The organism is Bradyrhizobium yuanmingense (assembly GCF_025200905.1).
Classification (GTDB): domain Bacteria; phylum Pseudomonadota; class Alphaproteobacteria; order Rhizobiales; family Xanthobacteraceae; genus Bradyrhizobium; species Bradyrhizobium yuanmingense.
Genome location: NZ_CP104173.1, coordinates 3,269,175 through 3,289,355, shown reverse-complemented (window position 1 = coordinate 3,289,355; position 20,181 = coordinate 3,269,175). Strand labels below are relative to the sequence as shown.

The following is a 20,181-nucleotide window of genomic DNA, read 5'->3' as shown; positions in this document are numbered from 1 at the left end:
GCGCGCAGTGCCGTTGATGCAGCTCAACGCGCGGCGGCGATGTTGCCTCATTGAAAGCGTCGGCAGGCATCGCCCGGTGATATCGCACCGGCAGGCGCGGCCAGCCCGCGCCGTGCGCAGCTTTTGCTTGCTTTCCCGGTTCCCGCCTCTACGGTCGCGCCGCGAACGAACGCGCGAGACAAGACCCGTCATGACCGACACGATGAAATGCCCGACCTGCAATTCCGAGCACGCCTATCAGGACCGCGATCTCTGGGTCTGCCCGGAATGCGGCCATGAATGGAGCGGCGCGGCGGACGCGGTCGCGGACACGGCGCAGGATACGGGCGTGCGCGATGCCAACGGCAATGTGCTCGCCGACGGCGACAGCGTCATCGTGATCAAGGATCTCAAGATCAAGGGCTCGTCCTCGGTCGTCAAGGGCGGCACCAAGGTGCGCAATATCCGCCTGCAGGACGCCAGCGACGGCCACAACATCGCCTGCAAGATCGACGGCATCGGCGCGATGAATCTGAAGTCCGAGTTCGTGAAGAAGGCGTGAGGTCCGCTAGCTTTGCCGCTGCGCCAGGTAGAACCCGCACAGCACCGTCACGAGGCCTGCCGTCTGCAGCATCGTGGGCGGCTCGCCGAGCAGCAGCCAGCCGGTGAGCAGCGTCAGCGCGGGCACGCAGGCCGGAAACACCGCGGCGCGGGCAACGCCGAGACGCTGGACCGAGACGGCGTAGAGATAGAGCGCCGCGGGGCCGGCAAGCACGCCCTGCGCCAGCGCCTGGATCGCGTTCTCGGTCATGCCGATCGACGCAATGTGGGCGAGGCCCACCGTGGCGACGTAGACCGGCACCAGCAGCAGCGACAGCACGTTGATCACGAGCGCAGCCGACACGGCCGAGACGCGCCATCGACGCAGCATCGCGCCGAAGCCGGCGAACATGAATCCGGCGAGCACGAAGATGAGATCGCCCTGAATGCCGTCGGCACCGATGTGGCCGATTGATTCCGCACCGATCACGCCGAGGCCTCCGACGATGACGAGCGCGCCAGTCAGGCGCGAGGCGGAGATCCGCTCCTTCAGCACGACCGCCGCGAGCAGGAGGCCGCCGAGCGTGGCGCAAGAGGGCTGGATCACGCTGCCATGGCCGAGCGGGACGAACAGGAAGCCGATGTACGAGATCAGCGACATCACGGGACCGCCGAGCACCATCAGCACGAGCCCCCTGCCCCAGCCGATGCCGCAGAGATCGGAGAGTCCGGCGCGCAACACCAGGGGCAGGAATGCGATCCCCGACCAGACATAGCGATGCACCAGCAGATCGACCGGCGTGAAGCCGGCCTTGAGGCCGTGCCGCGTGGCGGCAAAGCCGAGCGCCCAGAACAGCGCTGCGGCAAGCCCGCAGACCACGCCGAGCAGTGCCGGCGCGGTATCCTTGTTCTGAGCGTCGGCGCCGCTCGTCCGCTGATCCATGGATCACTCGATATGTCGGCTCGCTGAGCCGCTCAACCCACGCGGCTGCAGGGCTGTCACGCGAGGGCGATGCCGCCTACGCGTGTTACAGCCCCTCATCGAAGACCGTCCGCCATCCCTTGCGCGTATCCATGTATTCCCGCACTTGCCTGATCCGGTCGCCCACCACCTCGAACACGAAGCAATACTCGTTCTCGTACGGCTTGCCGCCGGGCAGCGTGGCGCGCATCCGCTCCTCCACGATCACGACATCGCCGTCGACATACACGCCGCGGAAGACGATATCGATGTCCGAAAACAAATCGGTGCATCTCCTGCGCGATGAAGCGCGCGATCTGGTGCGGCCCCTTCATGTGATCGGTGTGGTCGAGCGCGATGGCGGTGGCATTGCCCTTCGGCGCGATCCATTCGGCGTCTTCGGTGAAGAGTGCCGCGATGCGCTCGGGATCGCGGGACGAAAAGGTCTTCCAGGCGTTCAGTACGACGTCTCTCGGGCTGGTCACGATGGGGTCTCCGGCCGTGTTGCGATGAGAACCGCCTTCTAGGCCGCGAGGCGAGCCGCGGCTCGCCACAATCAGACTCGGTCATCCGGCAGCCCTTCCGCCGCCGACCTCATGCGCTACCATGCGATCATGCTGAGCTTTGATGTCTGCAACGCCGCGCGCCTGCGCCGCGATCCCCGCTATGACGGCCGCTTCTTCACGGCGGTGAAGACCACGGGCATCTATTGCCGGCCGGTCTGTCCGGCCAAGCAGCCGCTGGCGCGCAATGTGGTCTATTATCCGACGGCTGCGGCTGCCGAGGCCGCCGGCTTCCGGCCCTGCCTGCGCTGCCGTCCCGAGACCGCTCCTTTCTGCCCGGCCTGGAACGGCACGCGCTCCACGGTGGCCCGGGCCATGAGGCTCATCGATGACGGCGCGCTGGATGAAGGCTCGGTGGTCGATCTCGCGACGCGGCTCGGCATCTCGTCGCGTCACCTGGCGCGCCTGTTCGAGCGCCATGTCGGCGCTACGCCGCAGCAGCTCGCCAAGACACTGCGTGTCCAGCGCGCCAAGCGCCTGCTCGATGCCGGCGATGACAGCATGACCGCTATCGCATTCCAGGCCGGGTTCGGCAGCCTGCGCAGGTTCAACGCCGCCTTCGCCGAACTCTACGGCCGCTCGCCGTCAAGCCTGCGCGCGCGGCGAGCTTAGCGGCCCGCGCCAGTGATTACGTCCGCGGTCTTCACCTTGCGCGGGCTGAGCACCTTCGCCTGGTGGACCGAGGCGATTGCGCTTGGCGCTGCGACCTGCTGCTCGACATGTGCGGCACCGAGCACGCGCACCTGCAGCGGGGAAACCGGGAAACCGTTGGCCTCATAGGTCGGCAGCTCGGCGGCGAAAGCCGCGGTACCGCCCGCGATCGTCAGGAAGGCGGCGATCGACAAGGTCTTTTTGTTCATTGGTGATGCTCCGAGGTTTGAGAGTCGGAGCCTATTTAGGCGTATTTTGCTGCAGTGCGACATACACCGCCGCATTGCAACATCGCATGCAATGCATGACGTTATGCCTAATGCGTCCAGGGATTTGGGCGAATCACGCCGCCTGCGACGCGGCGCCTCCAGAGGAGCCGCTCAGCCACCAAGCACGTTGCCCCAGCCGTCGAAGAGATAGGTCTTCCAGGCCACGGTTCCATCCGCGCCGGGCCGGCTGGCGCGGCGGTAGTCCTCGGCCTGGTCGGCGGTCCAGGTGATGATCGTGTCGGAGAGACGATCGTGCAGGATGGCGGGCTCGGTGGGGTCGAAGGCGTCCATGGGACGAAGCGAGGGATGCGTCATGGCGCCTCCAACGCACCAGCCGCAACAAAGTTGCGGCAACGTCAAATGGAACCGGGCGTTGCACCTCGGCCACAGTTGCCCCGAAAAGCCCGCACTCCCCGATTTGCGCCATTGCGCCGCCACACCGTGGCCCGAACAATCGACGTGCTGCGTGCCTTTCCGTGCGACTGTTTCGTCAGACTGTTTGCATCATCACTGTTCGGGCAAGATTGTTCGAGCAGACCGTTTGGAGGCAGGGATCATGAACGATCGGCGGTCTCTTCTGGTGGCGGTGTCGTGTCCCTCGGCCGTTCTCGCCGGCTGGCTGGCATTGTCTCTCTCCGCTTATGCGCCTGCGCTCATCGAAAACAGCGCCGCCAATGCGGCCGCCATCTCGCGCGCCAAGGATCATGCCAAGGATCTCGGCCGCATCGACCTCGCCGACGTGCCGCGCGCTACGACCCTTGAGGACCGCTTCGCCTTGACCGCCGACATCGCAGACACCGTCACTGCGCTGCCCGACCCTCCCGCGCCGGCAGAGGCAACGCCGGAAGAGCCCGCCTCCACCATCAAGCTTGCCTCGGCCGACCCGGCGCTGATCCTGCCGGTGGAAGCCGTGCCCGCGCCGCCGATCTTGCCTGAACCGGAGCCCGTCGTCAGCGAGGTTGCCCCCGCCCCTGTGGCGGAGCCCGTCAAGCTCGCATACACCGATCCCACCGAGATCGTGACGACGGACACATTGTCGGCCGCGGCGATCGCGAGCGACCCCGTTGCGCCTGCGCGCAAGGCGTCACCGCCTGCCGACAACATCGCCGTGCTCGACGAATGCTTCGTCATGGAGGCCTGCATCGACCGCTACCTCTGGGCGCTCTATCAGCGCACCGCCAAGGAAGACACGATGAAGGTGCAGGAGCGGCGCGCAGTCACCATCAAGCGCAAGGGCAAGACCGTCACGGTGATGCGCAGCTTCACCAAGCTGGTCGATCAGGACTTCACCTGGAAGGATCCGCATGCGGCCGAGCGCGCCGGCATGTCGATGATGGACTACGTCATCGGCGGCATGGACAAGAGCTTCAAGCAGAAGCTGTTCCGCATGATGCTCGCGGCCGAAGCCGCCGGCCTGTCGCCGGGCATCACCAGCGCGTTCCGCGACGACTATCGCCAGTCGATCGCGAGCGGCCTGAAGGCCGCCTCCAACCGCTCCTATCACGGCGGCAGCACGCGCGGCGGCTACGGTCACGGCATGGCGGCAGACATCGTCAGCACGCAAGGCAGCAACAGGGCGCAGCGCTGGGTCTCGACCGAAATCCTGTGGAAGTGGGTCGATGCCAACGGCAAGGCCTACGGCATCGGCCGACCCTATCTCGGCCGCGATCCGCCCCATGTCGGGCCGATCGACGGCCAGGAATATATCTCGAAGCGCGGCACCTCCGACCGCAAGGACGTTGCCGGCGTTAAGCCGAAGAAGACACAGGGCCTTGCGAGCGCCAAGCCGCCGAAGGCCGACGTCGCGCGCGAGCAGAAGGGCCCGGCGGCCAAGCCGCAGAAGTCGGCGCAATCGGCCGGCAAGCGCGCGACCTGACGGTTTACGGCTTGCGCTCTGCCGTCGGCAGCGGCACCAGCCGCATCTCGGCCGAGCCGGCGGCCTGCGTGCGCACCAGCACGGCAAAGACCGTGTCGACCGCGCGCCGTACCGCCAACTCCATTGCTTCGCCCTTGGCCAGATGCGCCGCGATCAGCCCGGTGAGGAGATCGCCGGTGCCGTAGGGACGGATCGGCAGGCGCGGCGTCGCAAAGCGCGACAATCGCCCATCAGTGCACAGGATCGTCTCCACCTGGCCCGCCGCCGTGTCAGCGAGGGTGCAGCCGGTGGCGACGACGTCGGTGCCTGCCCCAGCCAGCACCGCGCAGGCCGCGCTGAGGCTCTCGGCGTCGGCAATTGCGACCCCAGAGAGCAGCTCGAGCTCGAACTGGTTCGGCGTCGTCAGGTTCGCCGTCGGCAGCAGCCGGTGGCGGAGCACGTCCAGGATGCCGTCCGCGACATAGACGCGGCCGTCGTCACCGATCACGGGATCGCAGAGATAGACGAGCTTCCCATTGCGCGTGCGCGCCCGCTCGACGAAATCGGCGATGACGGCGGCATTGCCGGGCGAGCCGAGATAGCCGGTGACGACCACCGCGGCCTCGTCGACCAGGCCGCGCTCCTCGACTCCCCTCAGGAGATCGGCGACGAGCTCGGTCTCCAGCACCCGTCCGCGCAGGCTCGGATAGCGCGGATGGTTGGACAGCAGCGTCGTCGGCACCGCAGCGACGTTCACGCCCTCCGCCTGCATGGCATAGGCGGCCGCGCTGTTGCCGACATGGCCGTGGACCACCTGGCTCTGGATGGAGATGACGAGCATGAAAGAGGTCCGTAGAGTCAAACTTCGGGCGACGCAAGCGCTGCGTCCTGTCGCGGACTCGTCATTCCCGCGTGATATTTGCGGTCGCACGTCAGCCATCCGTCGGCCCGGACACAGCCTCCGCATGACCTCCGTCTTCAACGCCTATACGGCTCTCGCCCTCGCCATCGTGTTCGAGGTCACCGCGTCGGCGTTCCTGCAGCAGTCCGCGCAGTTCACCCGTCCCTGGCCGACGCTGGCGATGGTGCTGTTCTACGTCGCCTCGTTCTACGCGCTCTCGGTGGCGATTCGGGTGATCCCGTTGAGCATCGCCTATGCGATCTGGGGCGGGGTCGGCATCATCCTGACCGCCACCGTCTCCTTCGTGCTGTTCCGTCAGATCCTGGACGCCGCAGCCTTCGTCGGCATCGCGCTGATCGTATCAGGGGTGGTGATCATCAACCTGTTCTCGGAGACCACCGTGCGTTGATGCGCGCGGTGCCGACTCTGAGCAAGAGGTCGCGCCCCACCATCACGCTGCGGACAGCTGATCGAGCTCGGACGGCGCGTAGGCCTTGCCATCCTGGTCGGTGACGACCACCCGCCACCCCTCGCTCGCCCACACTTTCGCCTTCGCCACGATGAGCAACCGGCTCTCGCGGGCGAAACTGTACTTCTCGTTGTCGCGTTCTGCGACCATCTTGTAGGCCAATTCGCATCCCCTTGCGTCGCCCTGCACCCGGCCTTGTCGTGGCAGCGGGCTTTGGCGGCAATTCGCCGGGAGCGTGGCAATTTGGTGCCATCCACGAGGCCTGTGGCCGGCCCCGTGCCGTCGCAACAGAGCCGATCTCGTTGCCTCGGATCGGCGCTAGTGCACGCGGATAATATGCGGGCGGCCGAGATTGATCAGGCCCTGCACCGCCGAAAGGCGGTCATTGAGGGCTGCGATGGTGAGCAGCAGATTGTTGCGACGCTCATCGAGTAGTCCCATTTCTGCGCCCGACAGCTTGGTGCCCGCCCGCTCCTTGTGGATCTCCTCGAGGGATTCGCGCAGTCCGGCAATCAGGCCGGCCAGCTGCTTGGCCTCCTTGGTCATCGACCGCTTCGCGACATTTTGCTGACGGCGCGTCTCCGCTTGGTTCTGTCTCATCGTCATCCTCCGGTGCCCCGCTGCCCCGAGTGGATGCTTACAGCTTTGGATAGACATATTACGATCGATGAAATCTGCCCGCGAAGAACTTTCTTAAATTGTACGCGCACGGAACCGGAGGGCGCGGGAGCGGAAAGCCCGGCACCAAGGCCGGGCTTTCGTTGCGGCTAGCCAGAGCTCGGCGGCGGAAACGCGGGCGGAACGGCCCGCGCGGCGCTTTCGGCGTCACCTCGCCGGCAGCATGAATGCGTCGAAGAACGAGGCCAGCCCGGCAAAATCGTTGAGCGGCAGCACGGTCGCGACATACTGGTCGGGCCGCACCACGACCATGCAGCCGGCCGCCCGATCGATGCCGCGCATCGTGAAAACGTCGTGGCCGCTCTTGAGATCCGGGCAGAACATCTTCTCGTAGTCGTACAAGCCGTAACGGCCTTTGCTCGGGAGCAACATCGGCGGCATTGCCTCGATGGCGAGCTCGCGATGGTCCTGCTGAAACACCGCGCGCAGATCGATCACGCTGTCGATGTCAGCTCCAACAGGCGTATATCGACGGATAGGTGACTTCCGGGATTCCGCGAGGAAATTGCACAAGGCACGAATGGCCGAGCCCGACGCTGCCGGGCTCTCATCGGGCGAGAACGCGTAGATGCGGAAGCGGCCATCGGCCCGTGCGGCATGGCCGAGATGCACCGGCTTGGCGTCCGCCAGCCGGATCACCGGCGCGGAATGGAAGCGCGTGCCGATAATGAGGCCCTGCGCGAGGTGCTGATGCGTGGCCGCGCCGGTGAGCATCGACGGCTTGTAATGCGTTGCCGTGCCCGCGGTAAAACGTCCGTGCCGGACGAAATAGTCCTGCGTTTTGGCGGCATCGGCGCCGCCGGCCTTGGCGGCGGAGGCGAGGATATCAGCCCATTCGCGATCGAAATCGATCAGCTCCTTCGCGACTGCCCGGCGCTCGGCCGAATAGGAATGCAACAGGCTTGGCGCGCACTGCCTCCGCAGCACGGCGGCGAGCTTCCAGCCGAGATTGAAGGCATCCTGCATCGACACGTTCATGCCCTGCCCGGCCTTCGGACTGTGGGTGTGGCAGGCATCGCCGGCGATGAAGATGCGCGGCTGGCGCGTCTCGATCTCGCCCTCCGGCACGTCGTCGAACTTGTCGGTGAGGCGCTGGCCGATCTCGTAGACGGACCACCAGGCGATCTCCTTCACCTCGAGCCGATGCGGCTTCAGGACCCGCTGCGCTTTCGCAATCACGTCATCGGCGGTGATGTTGCGATTGGCAACGCGTTCGCCGACATCGAGCTTGGCGAGCTCGACATAGATGCGGACCATGTAGCCGCCTTCGCGCGGAATGATCAGCAGGCTGCCGTCCTTGGCCGACTGGATCAGCGACTTGAAGCGAATGTCCGGAAAATCGGTCACGGCCAGCACGTCCATCACGCCCCAGGCGTGGTTGGCGGAATCACCGTGCAGCTCGCGCCCGATCGACTTGCGCACCGTGCTGCGGGCGCCGTCGCAACCGACGACGTAGCGGGCCTTGATCGTCTCGACCTTGCCCTCGTTCGCGGCATCGACGCGTTCGAGGCGCACGGTCACGGCATGATGGTCGGCGCCGGCGGCCGGATCAACATTCACATCAAGCACGCGCCGGCTGTAATACGGCGCGAGCTTCGCCGGCGATTTGCGCATGACGTCGAGAAAGCAATCATGGACGCGCGCCTGGTTCAGGATGAGGTGCGGGAATTCCGACAGCCCGTCCTCGACGTCCTGCACCCGGCCGCTGCGGACGATCTTCTCCGGCGCCGCTTCATCCGGCTTCCAGAACGTGGTCTCGTTGACCCAACAGGCCTCCTTCAGCACACGCTCGCTGAAGCCATAGGCGTGGAACATCTCCATGGTGCGGCAGGCGATGCCGTCGGCCTGGCCGACGAGGAGGCGGTCCGGCTTCTGCTCGACGATGCACGTCCTGATGTCGGCGAATTGCGCGAGCTGGGCGGCGAGCGTCAGGCCGGCCGGCCCGCAGCCGACGATGAGGACATCGACCTCGCCAGGCACGGCGCCCGCCGCTCCCGATGCCTGAACGCGCGCGGCAGGATCGGCGATTTCAGGGTCGCCCGGCTGAAATCCATTGAGATGGAACTGCATGAGCACCTCTCCCGCCAAGTTCTGTTTGGTTATTGATCAGTATGCTGACTATCAGTATACTTGTCAACGATCCGCACCGCTCTGCCCCGGAGGAGATTTCGGTGAAAGACAACAACGACATGCCCGGACATCTGGCACGCCGCTTCCAGCAGATCTCGGTCGCGGTGTTCCTGGCCGAGGTCGAGGACGCCGGCTTCGATCTCACTCCGGTGCAATACGCCGCGCTTGCAACCATCAAGGCCAATCCGGGGCTCGATCAGGTGACGCTCGCCGGATTGATCGCCTACGATCGCACCACCATCACCGGCGTGATCGATCGCCTCGTCCAGAAGGGCCTCGCGGAGCGGCGCCCCTCCAGCCGCGACCGCCGCGCGCGTGAGCTCGAGATCACCGACGAGGGCCGCCGCACGCTGCGCAAGATCACCCCGGCCGTCGAATCCGCGCAGCGCATCATGCTGCGCGGCCTCAGCGCGAAAGAGAGTGAGGAGCTGATGCGGCTGCTGCGCAAGGCCATCGCCGCCGGCAACGAGCTCAGCCGCGCGCCGCTGCGCGATACGCAGCTCTGATCGCGGACCATGTCCGTAATTGTCGCAGCGCACGAAACCAGGAACTAACCTTCGGCTGCTAACGTCGGCCGCATTGGGGCGCTTAACGCGCGATTAACTTTGCGGGGCGGAGTTTCGGATGTTCAGGTTTCTCGTTGTGGCCGCGGCCGTCGCGCTCTCGACCGTTCAGGCGGTCGCAGGGGGCCATGGCGGCGGCGATCCTCCTCCGCCGAAGGTCGAGGCGCCAACGGCTCCCGCGAAGGTCATCCTGACCAAGCAGGGGCCCAAGCTCGTCGATCTCAACGGCATGACGCTCTACTATTATGAGCGCGACACCACGGGAAAGACGTCGAACTGCAACGGCAAGTGCATCGAGAGCTGGGTGCCGCTCGCCGCAACGGCCGACGCCAGGGCCGTCGGCGACTTCACCGTGATCAACCGCAACGACGGCAGCAAGATGTGGGCCTACCGTTATCGCCCGCTCTACACCTCGCCCGCCGACAAGGCGCCGGGCGACGCCAACGGCAACGCCACGACGCTGCAATGGCGGGTCGCCCGGCCTGAGAACTAGAGCGTGACAACGCACCTAAATTCGAACTGACCGGCGCAGACCTCAGCCGCGCCAGCGCCCGCCCGCCGCGGCCTGCGCGCTCTGCCCCGGCGGCAGCACCACGACCATCGAATTGAGCTTCACCCGGTCGTAGAGATCGATGACGTCCTCGTTGCGCATCCGGATGCAGCCGGACGAGATCGCCTGCCCGATATATTCGGGCTGGTTGGTGCCGTGGATGCGATAGAGCGTGTCCTTGTTGCCGACATAGAGATAGATGCCCCGCGCGCCCAGCGGATTGGCGGGACCGCCGGGAACGCGCGCGGGATAGGGACCGAGCCGCGCCTGGATATCCGCGGTGGGGACCCAGTCCGGCCATTCCGCCAAACGGCCGACCCGCGCGACGCCGGAGAACGCCATGGCTTCCTCGCCGACCGCAACGCCGTAGCGGATCGCCTTGCCCTCGGGCAGCACGTAATAGAGGTAGCGCGCGTCGGTATCGACCAGGATCGTGCCCGGCTGCTCCTTGCGGTGGTAATCGACGATGTGACGCAGATATTGCTGGGGCACGTTCGCCTTGGCGTAAGGCGCGTGCGCGAGCAACTGACGGTCGCGCGGCGTCATGCTCGCATCCGTCGATGGCGAAAGTGTCGTCTGCATGCAGCCGCCCAGCGGCAGCAGGGCTGCGACGAACAAAACGAGTAGAGATCTTGGCACCGCCGGCCCCCCGATAGCGGAATAACGACGCCCCCGCCGTCACCAGATAGTGCCAAAATCGTGCTGAAAACAAGGCGGTGCAGGAACACATGCGCGTGTTCGGCAAATTGGGTTCCATCACCACAAAGGGCGGAAGAGTGTCGCATCATCTCCATCCCCTCGCCTTGCTTTGGTCAAACCCGGCTGGACTCGTGCGACATGGGGACCGGGTATGGCCTCACCTCGGATCAGCCCCGCGCCAATGCGGATGCCTTAACCTCGAACACTGGGCTTCAAAGGAGCTGCGATGCTCGCGACGCTGAACGCCAAGCAAATCGTCGATGAGATCGTGAAAGACACGGTCAAGGACAACGATCCTCACGACGCGGTCCAGATCTCGCCCGAGATCGTGCGGGCCTCGCGCCCCGCCAGCGTGTCGCCTGCGCTGGCGCCAGAGATCGCGCCGCGTCCGGAGCCCAGGTTTGCCCCGGAACCCAAGTTTGCCCCGCAGCCCAAGGTCACGCCGAAGTTCACTCTGGAGCCGGCGCGCGCGCCCGAGCCAAGCATCAACGTCGTCTACGGAAAATCCACTGCGGCACCGTCGATCGACACCGCTGTCCGCGTCACGTCCAGCGATGGTCCCGTGATGAAGAAGCGGTCCTCGGTCGGCAAGTGGCTGCGCGGGGCGTTCGTCACGTTCCTGCTTGCCGGCGCCAGCGTGGCCGCCAGCATCGCCTGGGAGAAGCACGGCGACACAGCAAAGCAGTTACTGGCCGAATGGACGCCGGTGCTGACCTCGCTGCTCCCGACGACCTCGTTGTTGTCTGCGACACCGCAGCAAAGCGCGCCGGTCGCCGCCGCCCAGGCTGCGCCGCCCGCAGCGGAAGCCACGCCCAACCAAACCGCAGATCAAGCTGCGACGCCGCCCGCGGCTCAGCTAGCTGCGACTGTGCCCGCGGCACCACAGTCGGTCGACGCGGCGCAATCGGTGCAATCGATGACACGCGATCTCGCCGCCATGGCGCAGCAGATCGAGCAGCTCAAGGCCAACATCGCCGAGTTGAAAGCCGGACAGGAGCAGATGGCGCGCGAGATGGCGAGGCCTCCCGCACCGAAGCCGGTCACCGAGGCGAGGCCGCCGGTCGATCCGCGCGCGCGCGCAGCCGCGCTCCCGCCGCAGCCTGCGGCGGCGCCGGTTCGCAAGCCCAAGCCGCCTGTAACGCGGACCTACATGCCGGCCTCTTCGCCCGCGCCGCTCGCGCCTTCGCCGCCGCTATCGCAGGCCGCCGCCGCCACGCCGCCGGCTGCGCCGACCACGACGACGCAAGCCGTTGCTGATGACGACGGACCTATCGTGCGTCCGCCGATGCCGCTGCGCTAGAGCATGATCCGAACCCGAAGGGCCGCGTAAGCGCAAAGTGCGCAGCGGTTTTCCGAAACGATCATGCTCAAACAACAACAACCTGAAGCGCGATGACGATTCATCCTCATCGCATCGCGCTTTAGAGCAACGACGCAGCCTTGCTGTCACGCGCTCACGCACGCTGTCCGAGTCGATGTGAAGCGTTAACTCCGGGCGATTACGGTGAGCGACGTCTCGCTCAAGAGAAAAGGCCGTCGGGATCTATGCCGGCGGCCTTCTCTTGCAGCTGCCGGTTCCCGGAGCCCGGTTCTGCTGCAATTCCATGCCTAATGATCGCGCGGGTATATTTAATAAACTCTTAACGAGCCCGCACGTTGCACATCATTTCTGCGCCATAAGCCCAGAGATTGCGCGCTCTGTTCATTCGATAGATGTCGACTCAGTGGTACCATCCGACATGTGTTGAGACTTGCACTGAAGCTCAGATCGTCACACCGGGGAATTCGCATGCCCTACTATTCTTTCGATCTCGTGGTTGGTGGTGAGTTCAAGAACCAGGGTGGAATCATCCTCGAAGACATCGAGGTTGCCTCCGATCGCGCCGACCAATTGGCTTGCGAGCTGTCGCAGGTAAAGCCCGAACTACAGCAGAAAGGTTGCGCGGTGCGCGTCACCGATCGCGATCACAACGAGGTCTATCGCACGCCGCTCGATCCGGTGCCGGCCTGGCAGCGCTAGGCTAATCCAGCACCGGCGCCTCGAACCAGTTCGTCAGCGACAATCCGCCGTCGACGACGAAGGCTGCGCCGGTGACGTAAGCGGACAGCTTGTTCGACAGCACCGTGAGCGCCATCGGTGCGAGATCCCCGGCCTCACCGAGGCGTCCGAGCGGAATGTGCCGCGCCAGCGCGGGATCGGCGACGAACCCGCCGGCTGCGATCGCGCCGGGGACCAGCGCGTTGACGCGGATGTCGTAGCGTCCGAGCGTCTTGGCCAGCTCCTTCACCAGCATCGCCATGGCGGCCTTTGCCGTCGAGTAATGCGCCAGGTTGCGCGGCGTGCCCGCATGTAGCGAGGTCAGAAACAGGAACGAGCCCGGCCGCTTCGCCGCGATCAGCCGCTTGGCGAGCCCGCGCGCCAGGTGAAAGCCGGCATCGAGATTGACGGCATGCATCTCCTGCCAGGTGTTGCGATCGACTGCGAGCAAGTGATCCGCCTCGCGCCGCGGCGGCGAGGCGCTGTGGACCAAATGCGTGACCTCGCCCAGCGCGGAATGCGCTGATGTCAGCAGCTCATCGCAGGCCTCGAAGCTGGCAAGATTGCCGACCCAGGGCACGGCGAGACCTGGCCTCTCGCTCGCGCCGATCGCGGCACGCACCCGCTCCGCGCTGACATCCGCGAACACGGTGCGGACGCCCTCGCCGACCAGGCCGAGCGCGATCGCGCGGCCGATGCCGTTGCCTGCGCCGGTGACAAGCGCGGTGTCGCGTGTGGGATCGAACGGCGTGCTGAACAGGCTCATATCGCGCTCCGATGCTGGGGAGCGCAGGTTAGCCTACTGGGCCGATCGGCGACAATTGTGTCCCGGTCCCATTGCCGAGCGGCGCGCCGGACGCTAGCCTCTCGATAAAATGGAGGAGGTCCCAGGGATGCGCACCGGTTTTCTGATGACGGGCCTGTTGCTGTTGGCCGCGCCGGCCCTCGCGGGCGATGCGCCGCCGCGATCGACCTATGTGACGATGGTCTTGCAGGCGTTCGCCGCCAAGGTCGAGTGCCCCAACACCGATCTCGCCTATCAGGACCTCGTGCAGAGGGCGCAGCAGATGCACCTGCCCGACGGCACCACCGAGAAGGTGCGCAAGGCGATCGCCTGGCTGCATACCGGCGGCAAGATGGGCGAGAAGCAGGACGATGACCTGATGGCGGAGGTCGCGATCGCGACCCAGGCGACCGACATGGACCAGCGCCGCCTCGGCATGTCCGGCTGGTGCGAAGCCCAGAAGACCAATCTCGCCGGCCTGATCCGCAGCAAGGGTGGCTAGCGCGCCGCCCCGTTAAGCACGCCGCGACGGAACCTCTGCCGCGGCCCAAAATCGTCATAATTTTTCACAGCATGCGGCCTCTTTCCGAATTCGAACAGGAGGTCCTCATGCGGAGTATCCATTTCGTTTTCGCCGGCGCGATTGCAGCCGCCGCGGTGCTGACTGCGCCCGCACTGGCGAGAAATTCCGACGCCCAGAAGGGCGGGGAAAAGTCCACCTCGCCGTCCTGCAGTGCCTATCAGCAGGCGCCGGACGGCTCGTGGGAACCGCTGCCCTGCAAGGAATCGGGCGAGCGCGCGCAGCCGCAGACACAGAACCGCAATTCGTCCCAAGGCGGCGATCGCGGCGAGCGTTGAAGGGGCTCGCGCCTTCGGATGTCAGCTCTGATGCGGGCCGCGCATGATCTTCATGGCGTCCACGATGTGACGCCATTCCCTGGCCTCATCGGCCTCGCCGCGGCCCTCGCAGGCCTGAGCCTGCTCAGCGGCCTTCGCGATCGCAGCAAAGCCGTGCTGTTCGAGCATCTGCCGGGCAAGTGTATGGACCTGGACCTCGGACATCATGGGCGCTCTCCCGTCTGACCAGCCGCGGTGCAACGCTGCCGCGGGTGGTTCACAACGGTCGAGGCGCGGGGCGCGTTCCGTCCAATCGATGTGAGCGGCAAGACAAGGGCGGCCCGCCATGCCCGGCGGACCGCCTTCTCACCCACCCCAAAACGGGAGTCTGCGGGCCGCGTCCCCTACGCGACCGCCACCTTCTTGCCCTCGAAATCGTTGGGCACCTCGATGTCGACCTCGAGGGTCGAGACCTCGTCGCCGCGTTCGAGCCGGACGATGACCTTGGTCGGGTCCAGCGTCACATGTTTGGACACGACAGCGAGAATTTCCTCACGCAGCACACCGAGCAGATCGGGCTGGCCGCGCATTCCACGCTCATGGGCAAGCAGGATCTGCAGCCGTTCGCGCGCGACGGGTGCTGTGGCCTTCTTGCCGCGGAGGAGTCGAAGCAGACCCATGCTCATGCAGCCCTCCGTCGCAGCAGCCGGTCCATAAATCCTCTGCGCTCGGCAGGAACGTGCATTGTCACGTTCTCGCCGCAGAGGCGCTTAGCGGCGTCCATATAGGCTCGTGCCGGCGCTCCATCGGCATTCGACAGAGTCACAGGCGTGCCGACGTTGGAGGCCTTCAACACGTCCTGGCTCTCGGGGATGATGCCGAGCAAGGGCGTGGCAAGGATCTCCAGGATGTCGTCGATGGTCAACATCTCGCCGCGCGCGGCGCGTGAGGGATCGTAGCGAGTGATGAGAATATGCTTCTCGACGCGCTCGCCCTTCTCGGCCCGCACCGTCTTGGAATCGAGCATGCCGATGATGCGGTCGGAATCGCGCACCGAGGAGACTTCCGGATTGGTGACGATCACGGCCTCGTCGGCAAAGCGCATCGCCATGGAAGCGCCGCGCTCGATGCCGGCCGGGCTGTCGCAGATCACCCAGTCGAACCGGCTGCGCAACTCGGCAATGACCTTGCCGACGCCCTCCTCCGTCAGCGCGTCCTTGTCGCGGGTTTGGGACGCCGGCAGCAGCCACAAATTCTCCAGCCGCTTGTCCTTGATCAGCGCCTGCGGGAGTTTGGCGACGCCCTGCACCACGTTGATGAGATCGAACACGACGCGGCGTTCGGCGCCCATCACGAGGTCGAGGTTGCGCAGGCCGACGTCGAAATCGACGACGACCACCTTGTCGCCGCGCTGCGCCAAGGCAGCTCCCAGCGCGGCGGTGGTCGTGGTCTTACCGACCCCGCCCTTGCCTGATGTCACGACCAGTACCTTACTCATCTGAAATGTCTCCTTTGCTGGTCAGTTCAGTGCTGTAATTCGCATGGTATTCCCCTGCAGCCAGGCCTGCGCCGGCTTGCCGCGCAGGGCCTCGTCGATGTCCTCGGCGGTCTGGTAAAATCCGTCGATTGCAAGCAGTTCGGCTTCGATCTTCTGGCAATAGATGCGCGCGCTGGTGTGTCCATTGACGCCCGCCATGGCGCGGCCGCGCAGCGCGCCGTAGACGTGGATGGAGCCGCCGGCGACGACCTCGGCGCCCGAGCCGACCGAGCCGAGAATGGTGACGTCGCCTTCCGGGAAGATCACGGTCTGGCCCGAGCGCACCGGGGTTTCGAGCAGCAGCGACGTCGGCTTGGTCTCGACCTTCACCTCGGCCTTCTTCGACGCGCTCGGCTCGACCACGCAGCTGCGTCCGCCCGACAGCAGCGGCGGCATCGTCGGCGTCAGCCTTCCCTCCTCCACACCCTCGATGCCGAGCACGCGGATGTTGCGGTCCTGCAGGCTGGTGAGCAGATGGCAGATGCCGGCCTGGCTGAGATCGACCGAAGACAGGTCGATCACCACCGGCCGGCCGGCGAAAAAGCCGGGCGAGCGCGCAATCGTGGCGTCGATCTCGTGCAGCCAGTCCTGGACCGGAACCGTCGGCGTGAACACGAAAGCCACATAGGAGCGCCCGCGCAGGCGCACCATCTGACGTTGGACCTTTGCTGCAGCCTCCATGGCGGCCGACTCGTTCCCTGTTATTGAATGGTTAACGATGCGGCCGATATGGTTAATGGCTGGTTAATGTCTCCGCGCAGTTACGTGAGTGGATGCGCGGTCCCGTAGCCTGGATAGAGCCAACGGTCGGCGCGAAAGCGCCGCCCGTTTGTGCAATCCGGGTCTCGCGCATCACCCGGCACTCTCCCGGATTGCGCTGCGCTCCATCCGGGCTACGAAGCTGGGCGCGGCGTAAACACCGCGCCCTCGCCTCTTCCGCTCAGGTCTTGCTGCGCGTCTTGCTGAGCAGATAGTTGTCGTAGAAATTCTCCGCGATCTGCGTATAGAACAGCACCTCCTTCATATACGCGTCGTGGCCCTCCTTGGTCCGCTTGAACAGGTCGCTCTTGGCGGCGAGCTCGTTCAGATGGTCCTGAGTCGCATTGTAGCAGGCCTCCAGCACCGGTTGCGGGAACGCCTTCAGCTCGGTGCCGTTCGCAATCAGCCGCTTTAGCGCACCGGGGTTCACGCTGTCGTATTTCTCGAGCATCCACGCACCGGCCGCCGCGCCCGCCTGGTTGACGATCGCCTGATATTGCTTAGGCAGCGAATTCCATTTCTCGTCGTTGACGATCATGTGCAACATGGCACCGCCTTCCCACCAGCCGGGGAAGTAGTAGTATTTGGCGACCTTGTAGAAGCCGAGCTTCTCGTCGTCATAAGGACCGACGAATTCGACCGCGTCGATCGTGCCCTTCTCCAGCGCCGGATAGATATCGCCTCCCGCGATCTGCTGCGGGACGACCCCGAGCTTTGCCAGCACATGGCCACCCATGCCGGCGATGCGGAATTTCAGGCCCTTGAGGTCGTCGACGGACTTGATCTCCTTGCGGAACCAGCCGCCCATCTGGGTGCCGGAATTGCCGCAGAGGATGGCGTGCGCCTTGAAGGGTTTGAGCGCTTCGTTGGTGAGGTCGGCGCCGCCCCCGAAGTGCCACCATGATTCCTGATGCCGATGGTTCATGCCGAAGGGCGCGCCGGTGGCATAGGCCAGCGCCGGCTCCTTGCCGATGTAAAAATAGAGCGGCGTCTGCGCCATCTCCACTGATGCGGTGCTGACCGCATCGAGCGCCTGCAGGCCGGGCACGAGCTCGCCCGCCGAGAAGGTCTGGATCTGGAATTTGTTGTCGGTGGCCTCGGCGACATATTTCGCGAAGGTCTGCGCCGTGCCGTAGATGGTGTCGAGCGATCTCGGGAAGCTCGACGTCAGGCGCCATTTGATCTCGGGCATGCTCTGCGCGATCGCAGGGGCCGCAACCAGCGTGGTCGCGCCGGCGACCGCACCACCTTGGAGGAATGTACGGCGTTTCATGATGGGTCTGCCTTGAACTCAGCGTCGAATGGATGGCCTGGGCCACGGTTTCTTGGCGAACCGTTTGCCCGTTCCGGGAGCGGAGTTCAAGCGACGGAAAAGAAAGGTCGGGCTTGCACCGGATACCGTGGACCAGCTGGACCCAGCATGTCGCGGCGGACCCGCCCGCTCGGCCCGGCCTCGCCTCAGGCGGCCGCTGCTTCCTCGTACAGGCCGGCGATGAAATCGCTGAACGTCGGTGCTAGCGGCAGGACATAGCCCCATTGATCGGACATCGCCTGCGCCAGTGTCCAGGGCTTTTCGTATTCGGCCATCTCGTGGTCCATGAACCAGATCTCGCCGAAATGGGCCTTGTCGATCGTCATGCAGATCGGATTGCCGCCGTGGTCGCTCATGATCCACAACAGCTCATCGACGGTCGGCCATTGCGGCGTCTGGCGCGTCTGCACCAGCGAGCACTCGTCGGACCGCAATCCCAGGACCTCCTGCACCGAACCCGCCCAGTCCCCATGCGGCCAATTGAAGCCGGCGCCCCCCTGATGATAGCCGCCGGCGCAGGCCAGCAGGAAGCGGCGATAGTCGTCCGGCAAGCGACAGCCGATGGACGTCTCGAAGGCGGTGAGCGCGGCTTCGGTTGGTTGCTCCGCGCCAACTTCGATGCCTGCAATGAATTCTGCCAATTTCATATTCCCTCTCCCTGGCGCGGACGCGCAAGCCTTCGTCGCACCCGCCTTGCAGTGGGTTCGAGGGCGACGGATCAGGCCAGAGGGAGAGATTCTCTCAGAGCAGCTTGGCGCTGACGAACAGCGCGCGCACGGCGTTGGTTGCCTGCACCGCCAGCATGGCGTTACCGGCGGCGCCTTCCAGGGCCGCGACGGCGTCCTCGTGCAGCGAGCGAAATTCCATCCACTCGACCGATTTGAAGTTGGTCAGGAATTGATAGGCCTGACCGACGGTCGCGATCGCCAGCGTGTCGCCGTTCAGCTTGATCTTGAACGTCGTGCGCAGCGGGGTCTCGGAATTGGATGGATCGCTCATGGGCTGCTTCTGGACGAGGACGGCTTAACGAAGGGGAAACGGCAGCCCCGCCGTCGCAGGCGAATATCAGGAATCGGTGCTCGCGCGCTGCGAGGCGGTCGCCGCGCCGCGCAGACTCGGCACCACGACCAGGCGGTTGAACTCGCCATTGTCGTAGGCCTTGATGAACCGATCATAGTCCTTGATCGAGACGCAGCCGTTGGAATCGCCGCGCGGCCCGAGCAGGTAATTGTGCGTGAGCAGCCCGACGCGGCCGAGCGCGCTGGTGCCTTCGACCGGGGTCATGCGCAGCGCACGGACGCCGTGGAACGGCTTTTCGCGCGGCTTCAGATCGTAGATCGCCGGCGGCGTCGCGCCGACCATCCGCCGGTCGACATGGTCAGGATTGTCCATCAGGGCGCCCAGGCCGGAATGAGCTTCCAGCGCCACGCCGCTCGGCAGATAGACCGCCTTGGCCGAGATGTCATAGACCGCGGTGCGCGAATCGTAGCCGAGCGCGGCGAGGTCCGGCCCCCTGCCGAGCAGGCCGTCGCCGGGCGTCAGCGAGGCCAGCTTGATCTTGTCGGTGAATTTTTCGAAGAAATTGCGGTTGTCGACCCTGAGATTGGTGTCCGCATAGGCCTGGCTGGAGGCGATCTGAGCGGAGAAGTCCGCCTGGACTGGACGCGCGCGCGGCATGGGGATGGCGTCGGCGCGCTGCGAGCGCCTCGCCTCCTCGGTCATGTACCGGTCGTCCTCGGTCAGGATCGAGCGCCAGTCGTCGCCCTGGAGCTTCTGGGCCAGCATCGCCTTGGCATCCCGCAGCTTGAGCTGGGCCGCATTCACCGCGGAGCGCTCCAGCACCCGCAGACCAAGCTCGCGCGGCGACGGGCCGGCTGAGGCCGAGGCGAAACGGTCCTCGAATGAGGGGGCATTGGCCGGCGGCAACGCCGCGGAGACCAGCGGGGTCGAATCGCTGATATCGGCGACCCACGCGGCGGCGCCGAGCGCCAGCGCCATCGCGGCCACAGACAGCAGAATCGTTTCAGCCCGCCCGACACGGCGGCGCGACAACAGCCTCTCGGCGTGTGCTGCGTCGGAAACCATCAGATCCCCAAATCGACCCCC

General features: G+C 65.5%; 29 protein-coding genes. 11 read left to right on the top strand and 18 right to left on the bottom strand.

Annotated elements, in window-relative coordinates; all coding sequences use genetic code 11:
• The first annotated feature begins 190 nt into the window (after positions 1–190).
• On the top strand, positions 191–541 hold the full coding sequence (locus tag N2605_RS15395) for a zinc ribbon domain-containing protein YjdM (protein ID WP_260347187.1): 351 nt from the start codon (positions 191–193) through the stop codon (positions 539–541).
• 6 nt (positions 542–547) lie between these two features.
• Here N2605_RS15395 and N2605_RS15390 read toward each other — a convergent pair whose 3' ends face one another.
• Both N2605_RS15390 and N2605_RS15385 read right to left on the bottom strand, forming a co-directional pair.
• Entirely contained in the window at positions 548–1,462 is a 915-nt protein-coding gene (locus N2605_RS15390) for a DMT family transporter (RefSeq protein WP_260347186.1), read from the bottom strand.
• An 85-nt stretch (positions 1,463–1,547) separates the two neighbouring features.
• Positions 1,548–1,763 carry a nuclear transport factor 2 family protein gene (locus tag N2605_RS15385; protein ID WP_260347185.1) on the bottom strand — a complete coding sequence of 72 codons (216 nt, stop codon included), beginning with the start codon at positions 1,761–1,763 and terminating at the stop codon, positions 1,548–1,550.
• Here N2605_RS15385 and N2605_RS15380 point away from each other — a divergent pair.
• On the top strand, positions 1,750–2,007 hold the full coding sequence (locus N2605_RS15380; RefSeq protein ID WP_260347184.1) for a hypothetical protein: 258 nt from the start codon (positions 1,750–1,752) through the stop codon (positions 2,005–2,007). The two genes, N2605_RS15385 and N2605_RS15380, sit on opposite strands and share 14 nt — an antisense overlap.
• A gap of 87 nt (positions 2,008–2,094) precedes the next feature.
• Complete coding sequence (locus N2605_RS15375; protein ID WP_074447944.1) at positions 2,095–2,655, top strand: bifunctional transcriptional activator/DNA repair enzyme AdaA; 561 nt, start codon at positions 2,095–2,097, stop codon at positions 2,653–2,655.
• Here the strand turns inward: N2605_RS15375 and N2605_RS15370 are convergent.
• Positions 2,652–2,903, bottom strand: coding sequence for a hypothetical protein (locus N2605_RS15370; protein WP_225187402.1), 252 nt, complete (start codon positions 2,901–2,903; stop codon positions 2,652–2,654). The genes N2605_RS15375 and N2605_RS15370 overlap by 4 nt on opposite strands.
• A gap of 171 nt (positions 2,904–3,074) precedes the next feature.
• Positions 3,075–3,278 (bottom strand): hypothetical protein, encoded by a 204-nt coding sequence (locus N2605_RS15365; protein WP_025035973.1) that lies wholly within the window; start codon positions 3,276–3,278, stop codon positions 3,075–3,077.
• Positions 3,279–3,519: 241 nt separating this feature from the next.
• On the opposite strand from N2605_RS15365, the gene N2605_RS15360 reads away from it, so the two are divergent.
• On the top strand, positions 3,520–4,839 hold the full coding sequence (locus N2605_RS15360) for a M15 family metallopeptidase domain-containing protein (RefSeq protein WP_260347183.1): 1,320 nt from the start codon (positions 3,520–3,522) through the stop codon (positions 4,837–4,839).
• Positions 4,840–4,843: 4 nt separating this feature from the next.
• Here the strand turns inward: N2605_RS15360 and pdxY are convergent, their stop codons facing one another.
• On the bottom strand, positions 4,844–5,659 hold the full coding sequence (pdxY, locus tag N2605_RS15355; protein ID WP_225155984.1) for a pyridoxal kinase: 816 nt from the start codon (positions 5,657–5,659) through the stop codon (positions 4,844–4,846).
• A 124-nt stretch (positions 5,660–5,783) separates the two neighbouring features.
• Here pdxY and N2605_RS15350 point away from each other — a divergent pair, with 124 nt between their 5' ends.
• Positions 5,784–6,128, top strand: coding sequence for a DMT family transporter (locus N2605_RS15350; protein ID WP_036000232.1), 345 nt, complete (start codon positions 5,784–5,786; stop codon positions 6,126–6,128).
• Between the two features lie 42 nt (positions 6,129–6,170).
• Here N2605_RS15350 and N2605_RS15345 read toward each other — a convergent pair whose 3' ends face one another.
• The 3 genes from N2605_RS15345 to N2605_RS15335 all read right to left on the bottom strand — a co-directional run bounded on the left by N2605_RS15345 (position 6,171) and on the right by N2605_RS15335 (position 8,936).
• Positions 6,171–6,377, bottom strand: coding sequence for a hypothetical protein (locus N2605_RS15345; protein ID WP_036000235.1), 207 nt, complete (start codon positions 6,375–6,377; stop codon positions 6,171–6,173).
• A 129-nt stretch (positions 6,378–6,506) separates the two neighbouring features.
• The gene (locus N2605_RS15340) at positions 6,507–6,788 is read right to left on the bottom strand and encodes a hypothetical protein (RefSeq protein WP_036000293.1); all 282 of its coding nucleotides are present in this window, start codon (positions 6,786–6,788) and stop codon (positions 6,507–6,509) included.
• Between the two features lie 225 nt (positions 6,789–7,013).
• Positions 7,014–8,936, bottom strand: coding sequence for an FAD-binding monooxygenase (locus tag N2605_RS15335; protein WP_260347182.1), 1,923 nt, complete (start codon positions 8,934–8,936; stop codon positions 7,014–7,016).
• A gap of 101 nt (positions 8,937–9,037) precedes the next feature.
• Here N2605_RS15335 and N2605_RS15330 point away from each other — a divergent pair, with 101 nt between their 5' ends.
• Complete coding sequence (locus N2605_RS15330; protein WP_260347181.1) at positions 9,038–9,502, top strand: MarR family winged helix-turn-helix transcriptional regulator; 465 nt, start codon at positions 9,038–9,040, stop codon at positions 9,500–9,502.
• A 118-nt stretch (positions 9,503–9,620) separates the two neighbouring features.
• The gene (locus N2605_RS15325) at positions 9,621–10,052 is read left to right on the top strand and encodes a COG4315 family predicted lipoprotein (protein ID WP_036000243.1); all 432 of its coding nucleotides are present in this window, start codon (positions 9,621–9,623) and stop codon (positions 10,050–10,052) included.
• 42 nt (positions 10,053–10,094) lie between these two features.
• Here the strand turns inward: N2605_RS15325 and N2605_RS15320 are convergent, their stop codons facing one another.
• Positions 10,095–10,691 (bottom strand): L,D-transpeptidase, encoded by a 597-nt coding sequence (locus tag N2605_RS15320; protein ID WP_167361659.1) that lies wholly within the window; start codon positions 10,689–10,691, stop codon positions 10,095–10,097.
• A gap of 343 nt (positions 10,692–11,034) precedes the next feature.
• On the opposite strand from N2605_RS15320, the gene N2605_RS15315 reads away from it, so the two are divergent.
• On the top strand, positions 11,035–12,108 hold the full coding sequence (locus tag N2605_RS15315) for a hypothetical protein (protein ID WP_260347180.1): 1,074 nt from the start codon (positions 11,035–11,037) through the stop codon (positions 12,106–12,108).
• Between the two features lie 489 nt (positions 12,109–12,597).
• On the top strand, positions 12,598–12,828 hold the full coding sequence (locus tag N2605_RS15310; protein ID WP_057029028.1) for a DUF6894 family protein: 231 nt from the start codon (positions 12,598–12,600) through the stop codon (positions 12,826–12,828).
• A 1-nt stretch (position 12,829) separates the two neighbouring features.
• Here the strand turns inward: N2605_RS15310 and N2605_RS15305 are convergent, their stop codons facing one another.
• Complete coding sequence (locus N2605_RS15305) at positions 12,830–13,612, bottom strand: SDR family NAD(P)-dependent oxidoreductase (protein WP_225140314.1); 783 nt, start codon at positions 13,610–13,612, stop codon at positions 12,830–12,832.
• Positions 13,613–13,739: 127 nt separating this feature from the next.
• Between N2605_RS15305 and N2605_RS15300 the strand changes: the two genes are divergently transcribed.
• Positions 13,740–14,132, top strand: coding sequence for a hypothetical protein (locus tag N2605_RS15300; RefSeq protein ID WP_036000295.1), 393 nt, complete (start codon positions 13,740–13,742; stop codon positions 14,130–14,132).
• Between the two features lie 107 nt (positions 14,133–14,239).
• Positions 14,240–14,488, top strand: a complete 249-nt coding sequence (locus N2605_RS15295) for a hypothetical protein (protein ID WP_057029327.1) — start codon at positions 14,240–14,242, stop codon at positions 14,486–14,488.
• A 21-nt stretch (positions 14,489–14,509) separates the two neighbouring features.
• Here the strand turns inward: N2605_RS15295 and N2605_RS15290 are convergent, their stop codons facing one another.
• The 8 genes from N2605_RS15290 to N2605_RS15255 all read right to left on the bottom strand — a co-directional run bounded on the left by N2605_RS15290 (position 14,510) and on the right by N2605_RS15255 (position 20,091).
• Positions 14,510–14,695: a hypothetical protein gene (locus N2605_RS15290; protein ID WP_036000257.1), complete on the bottom strand. Its 186-nt coding sequence runs from the start codon at positions 14,693–14,695 to the stop codon at positions 14,510–14,512.
• Positions 14,696–14,871: 176 nt separating this feature from the next.
• Complete coding sequence (minE, locus tag N2605_RS15285; protein WP_036033781.1) at positions 14,872–15,153, bottom strand: cell division topological specificity factor MinE; 282 nt, start codon at positions 15,151–15,153, stop codon at positions 14,872–14,874.
• The gene (gene minD / locus N2605_RS15280) at positions 15,150–15,965 is read right to left on the bottom strand and encodes a septum site-determining protein MinD (protein WP_036022837.1); all 816 of its coding nucleotides are present in this window, start codon (positions 15,963–15,965) and stop codon (positions 15,150–15,152) included. The genes minE and minD overlap by 4 nt, the downstream gene beginning before the upstream one ends.
• Before the next feature lie 21 nt (positions 15,966–15,986).
• The gene (gene minC, locus N2605_RS15275; protein ID WP_225140313.1) at positions 15,987–16,685 is read right to left on the bottom strand and encodes a septum site-determining protein MinC; all 699 of its coding nucleotides are present in this window, start codon (positions 16,683–16,685) and stop codon (positions 15,987–15,989) included.
• A 259-nt stretch (positions 16,686–16,944) separates the two neighbouring features.
• On the bottom strand, positions 16,945–18,036 hold the full coding sequence (locus N2605_RS15270) for a TRAP transporter substrate-binding protein (RefSeq protein WP_225140312.1): 1,092 nt from the start codon (positions 18,034–18,036) through the stop codon (positions 16,945–16,947).
• 185 nt (positions 18,037–18,221) lie between these two features.
• Complete coding sequence (locus tag N2605_RS15265) at positions 18,222–18,722, bottom strand: SMI1/KNR4 family protein (protein WP_225113942.1); 501 nt, start codon at positions 18,720–18,722, stop codon at positions 18,222–18,224.
• Positions 18,723–18,816: 94 nt separating this feature from the next.
• Positions 18,817–19,074 carry a hypothetical protein gene (locus N2605_RS15260; protein WP_036000273.1) on the bottom strand — a complete coding sequence of 86 codons (258 nt, stop codon included), beginning with the start codon at positions 19,072–19,074 and terminating at the stop codon, positions 18,817–18,819.
• A 66-nt stretch (positions 19,075–19,140) separates the two neighbouring features.
• Positions 19,141–20,091 carry a DUF2778 domain-containing protein gene (locus N2605_RS15255; RefSeq protein WP_036000297.1) on the bottom strand — a complete coding sequence of 317 codons (951 nt, stop codon included), beginning with the start codon at positions 20,089–20,091 and terminating at the stop codon, positions 19,141–19,143.
• Positions 20,092–20,181: the final 90 nt, after the last annotated feature.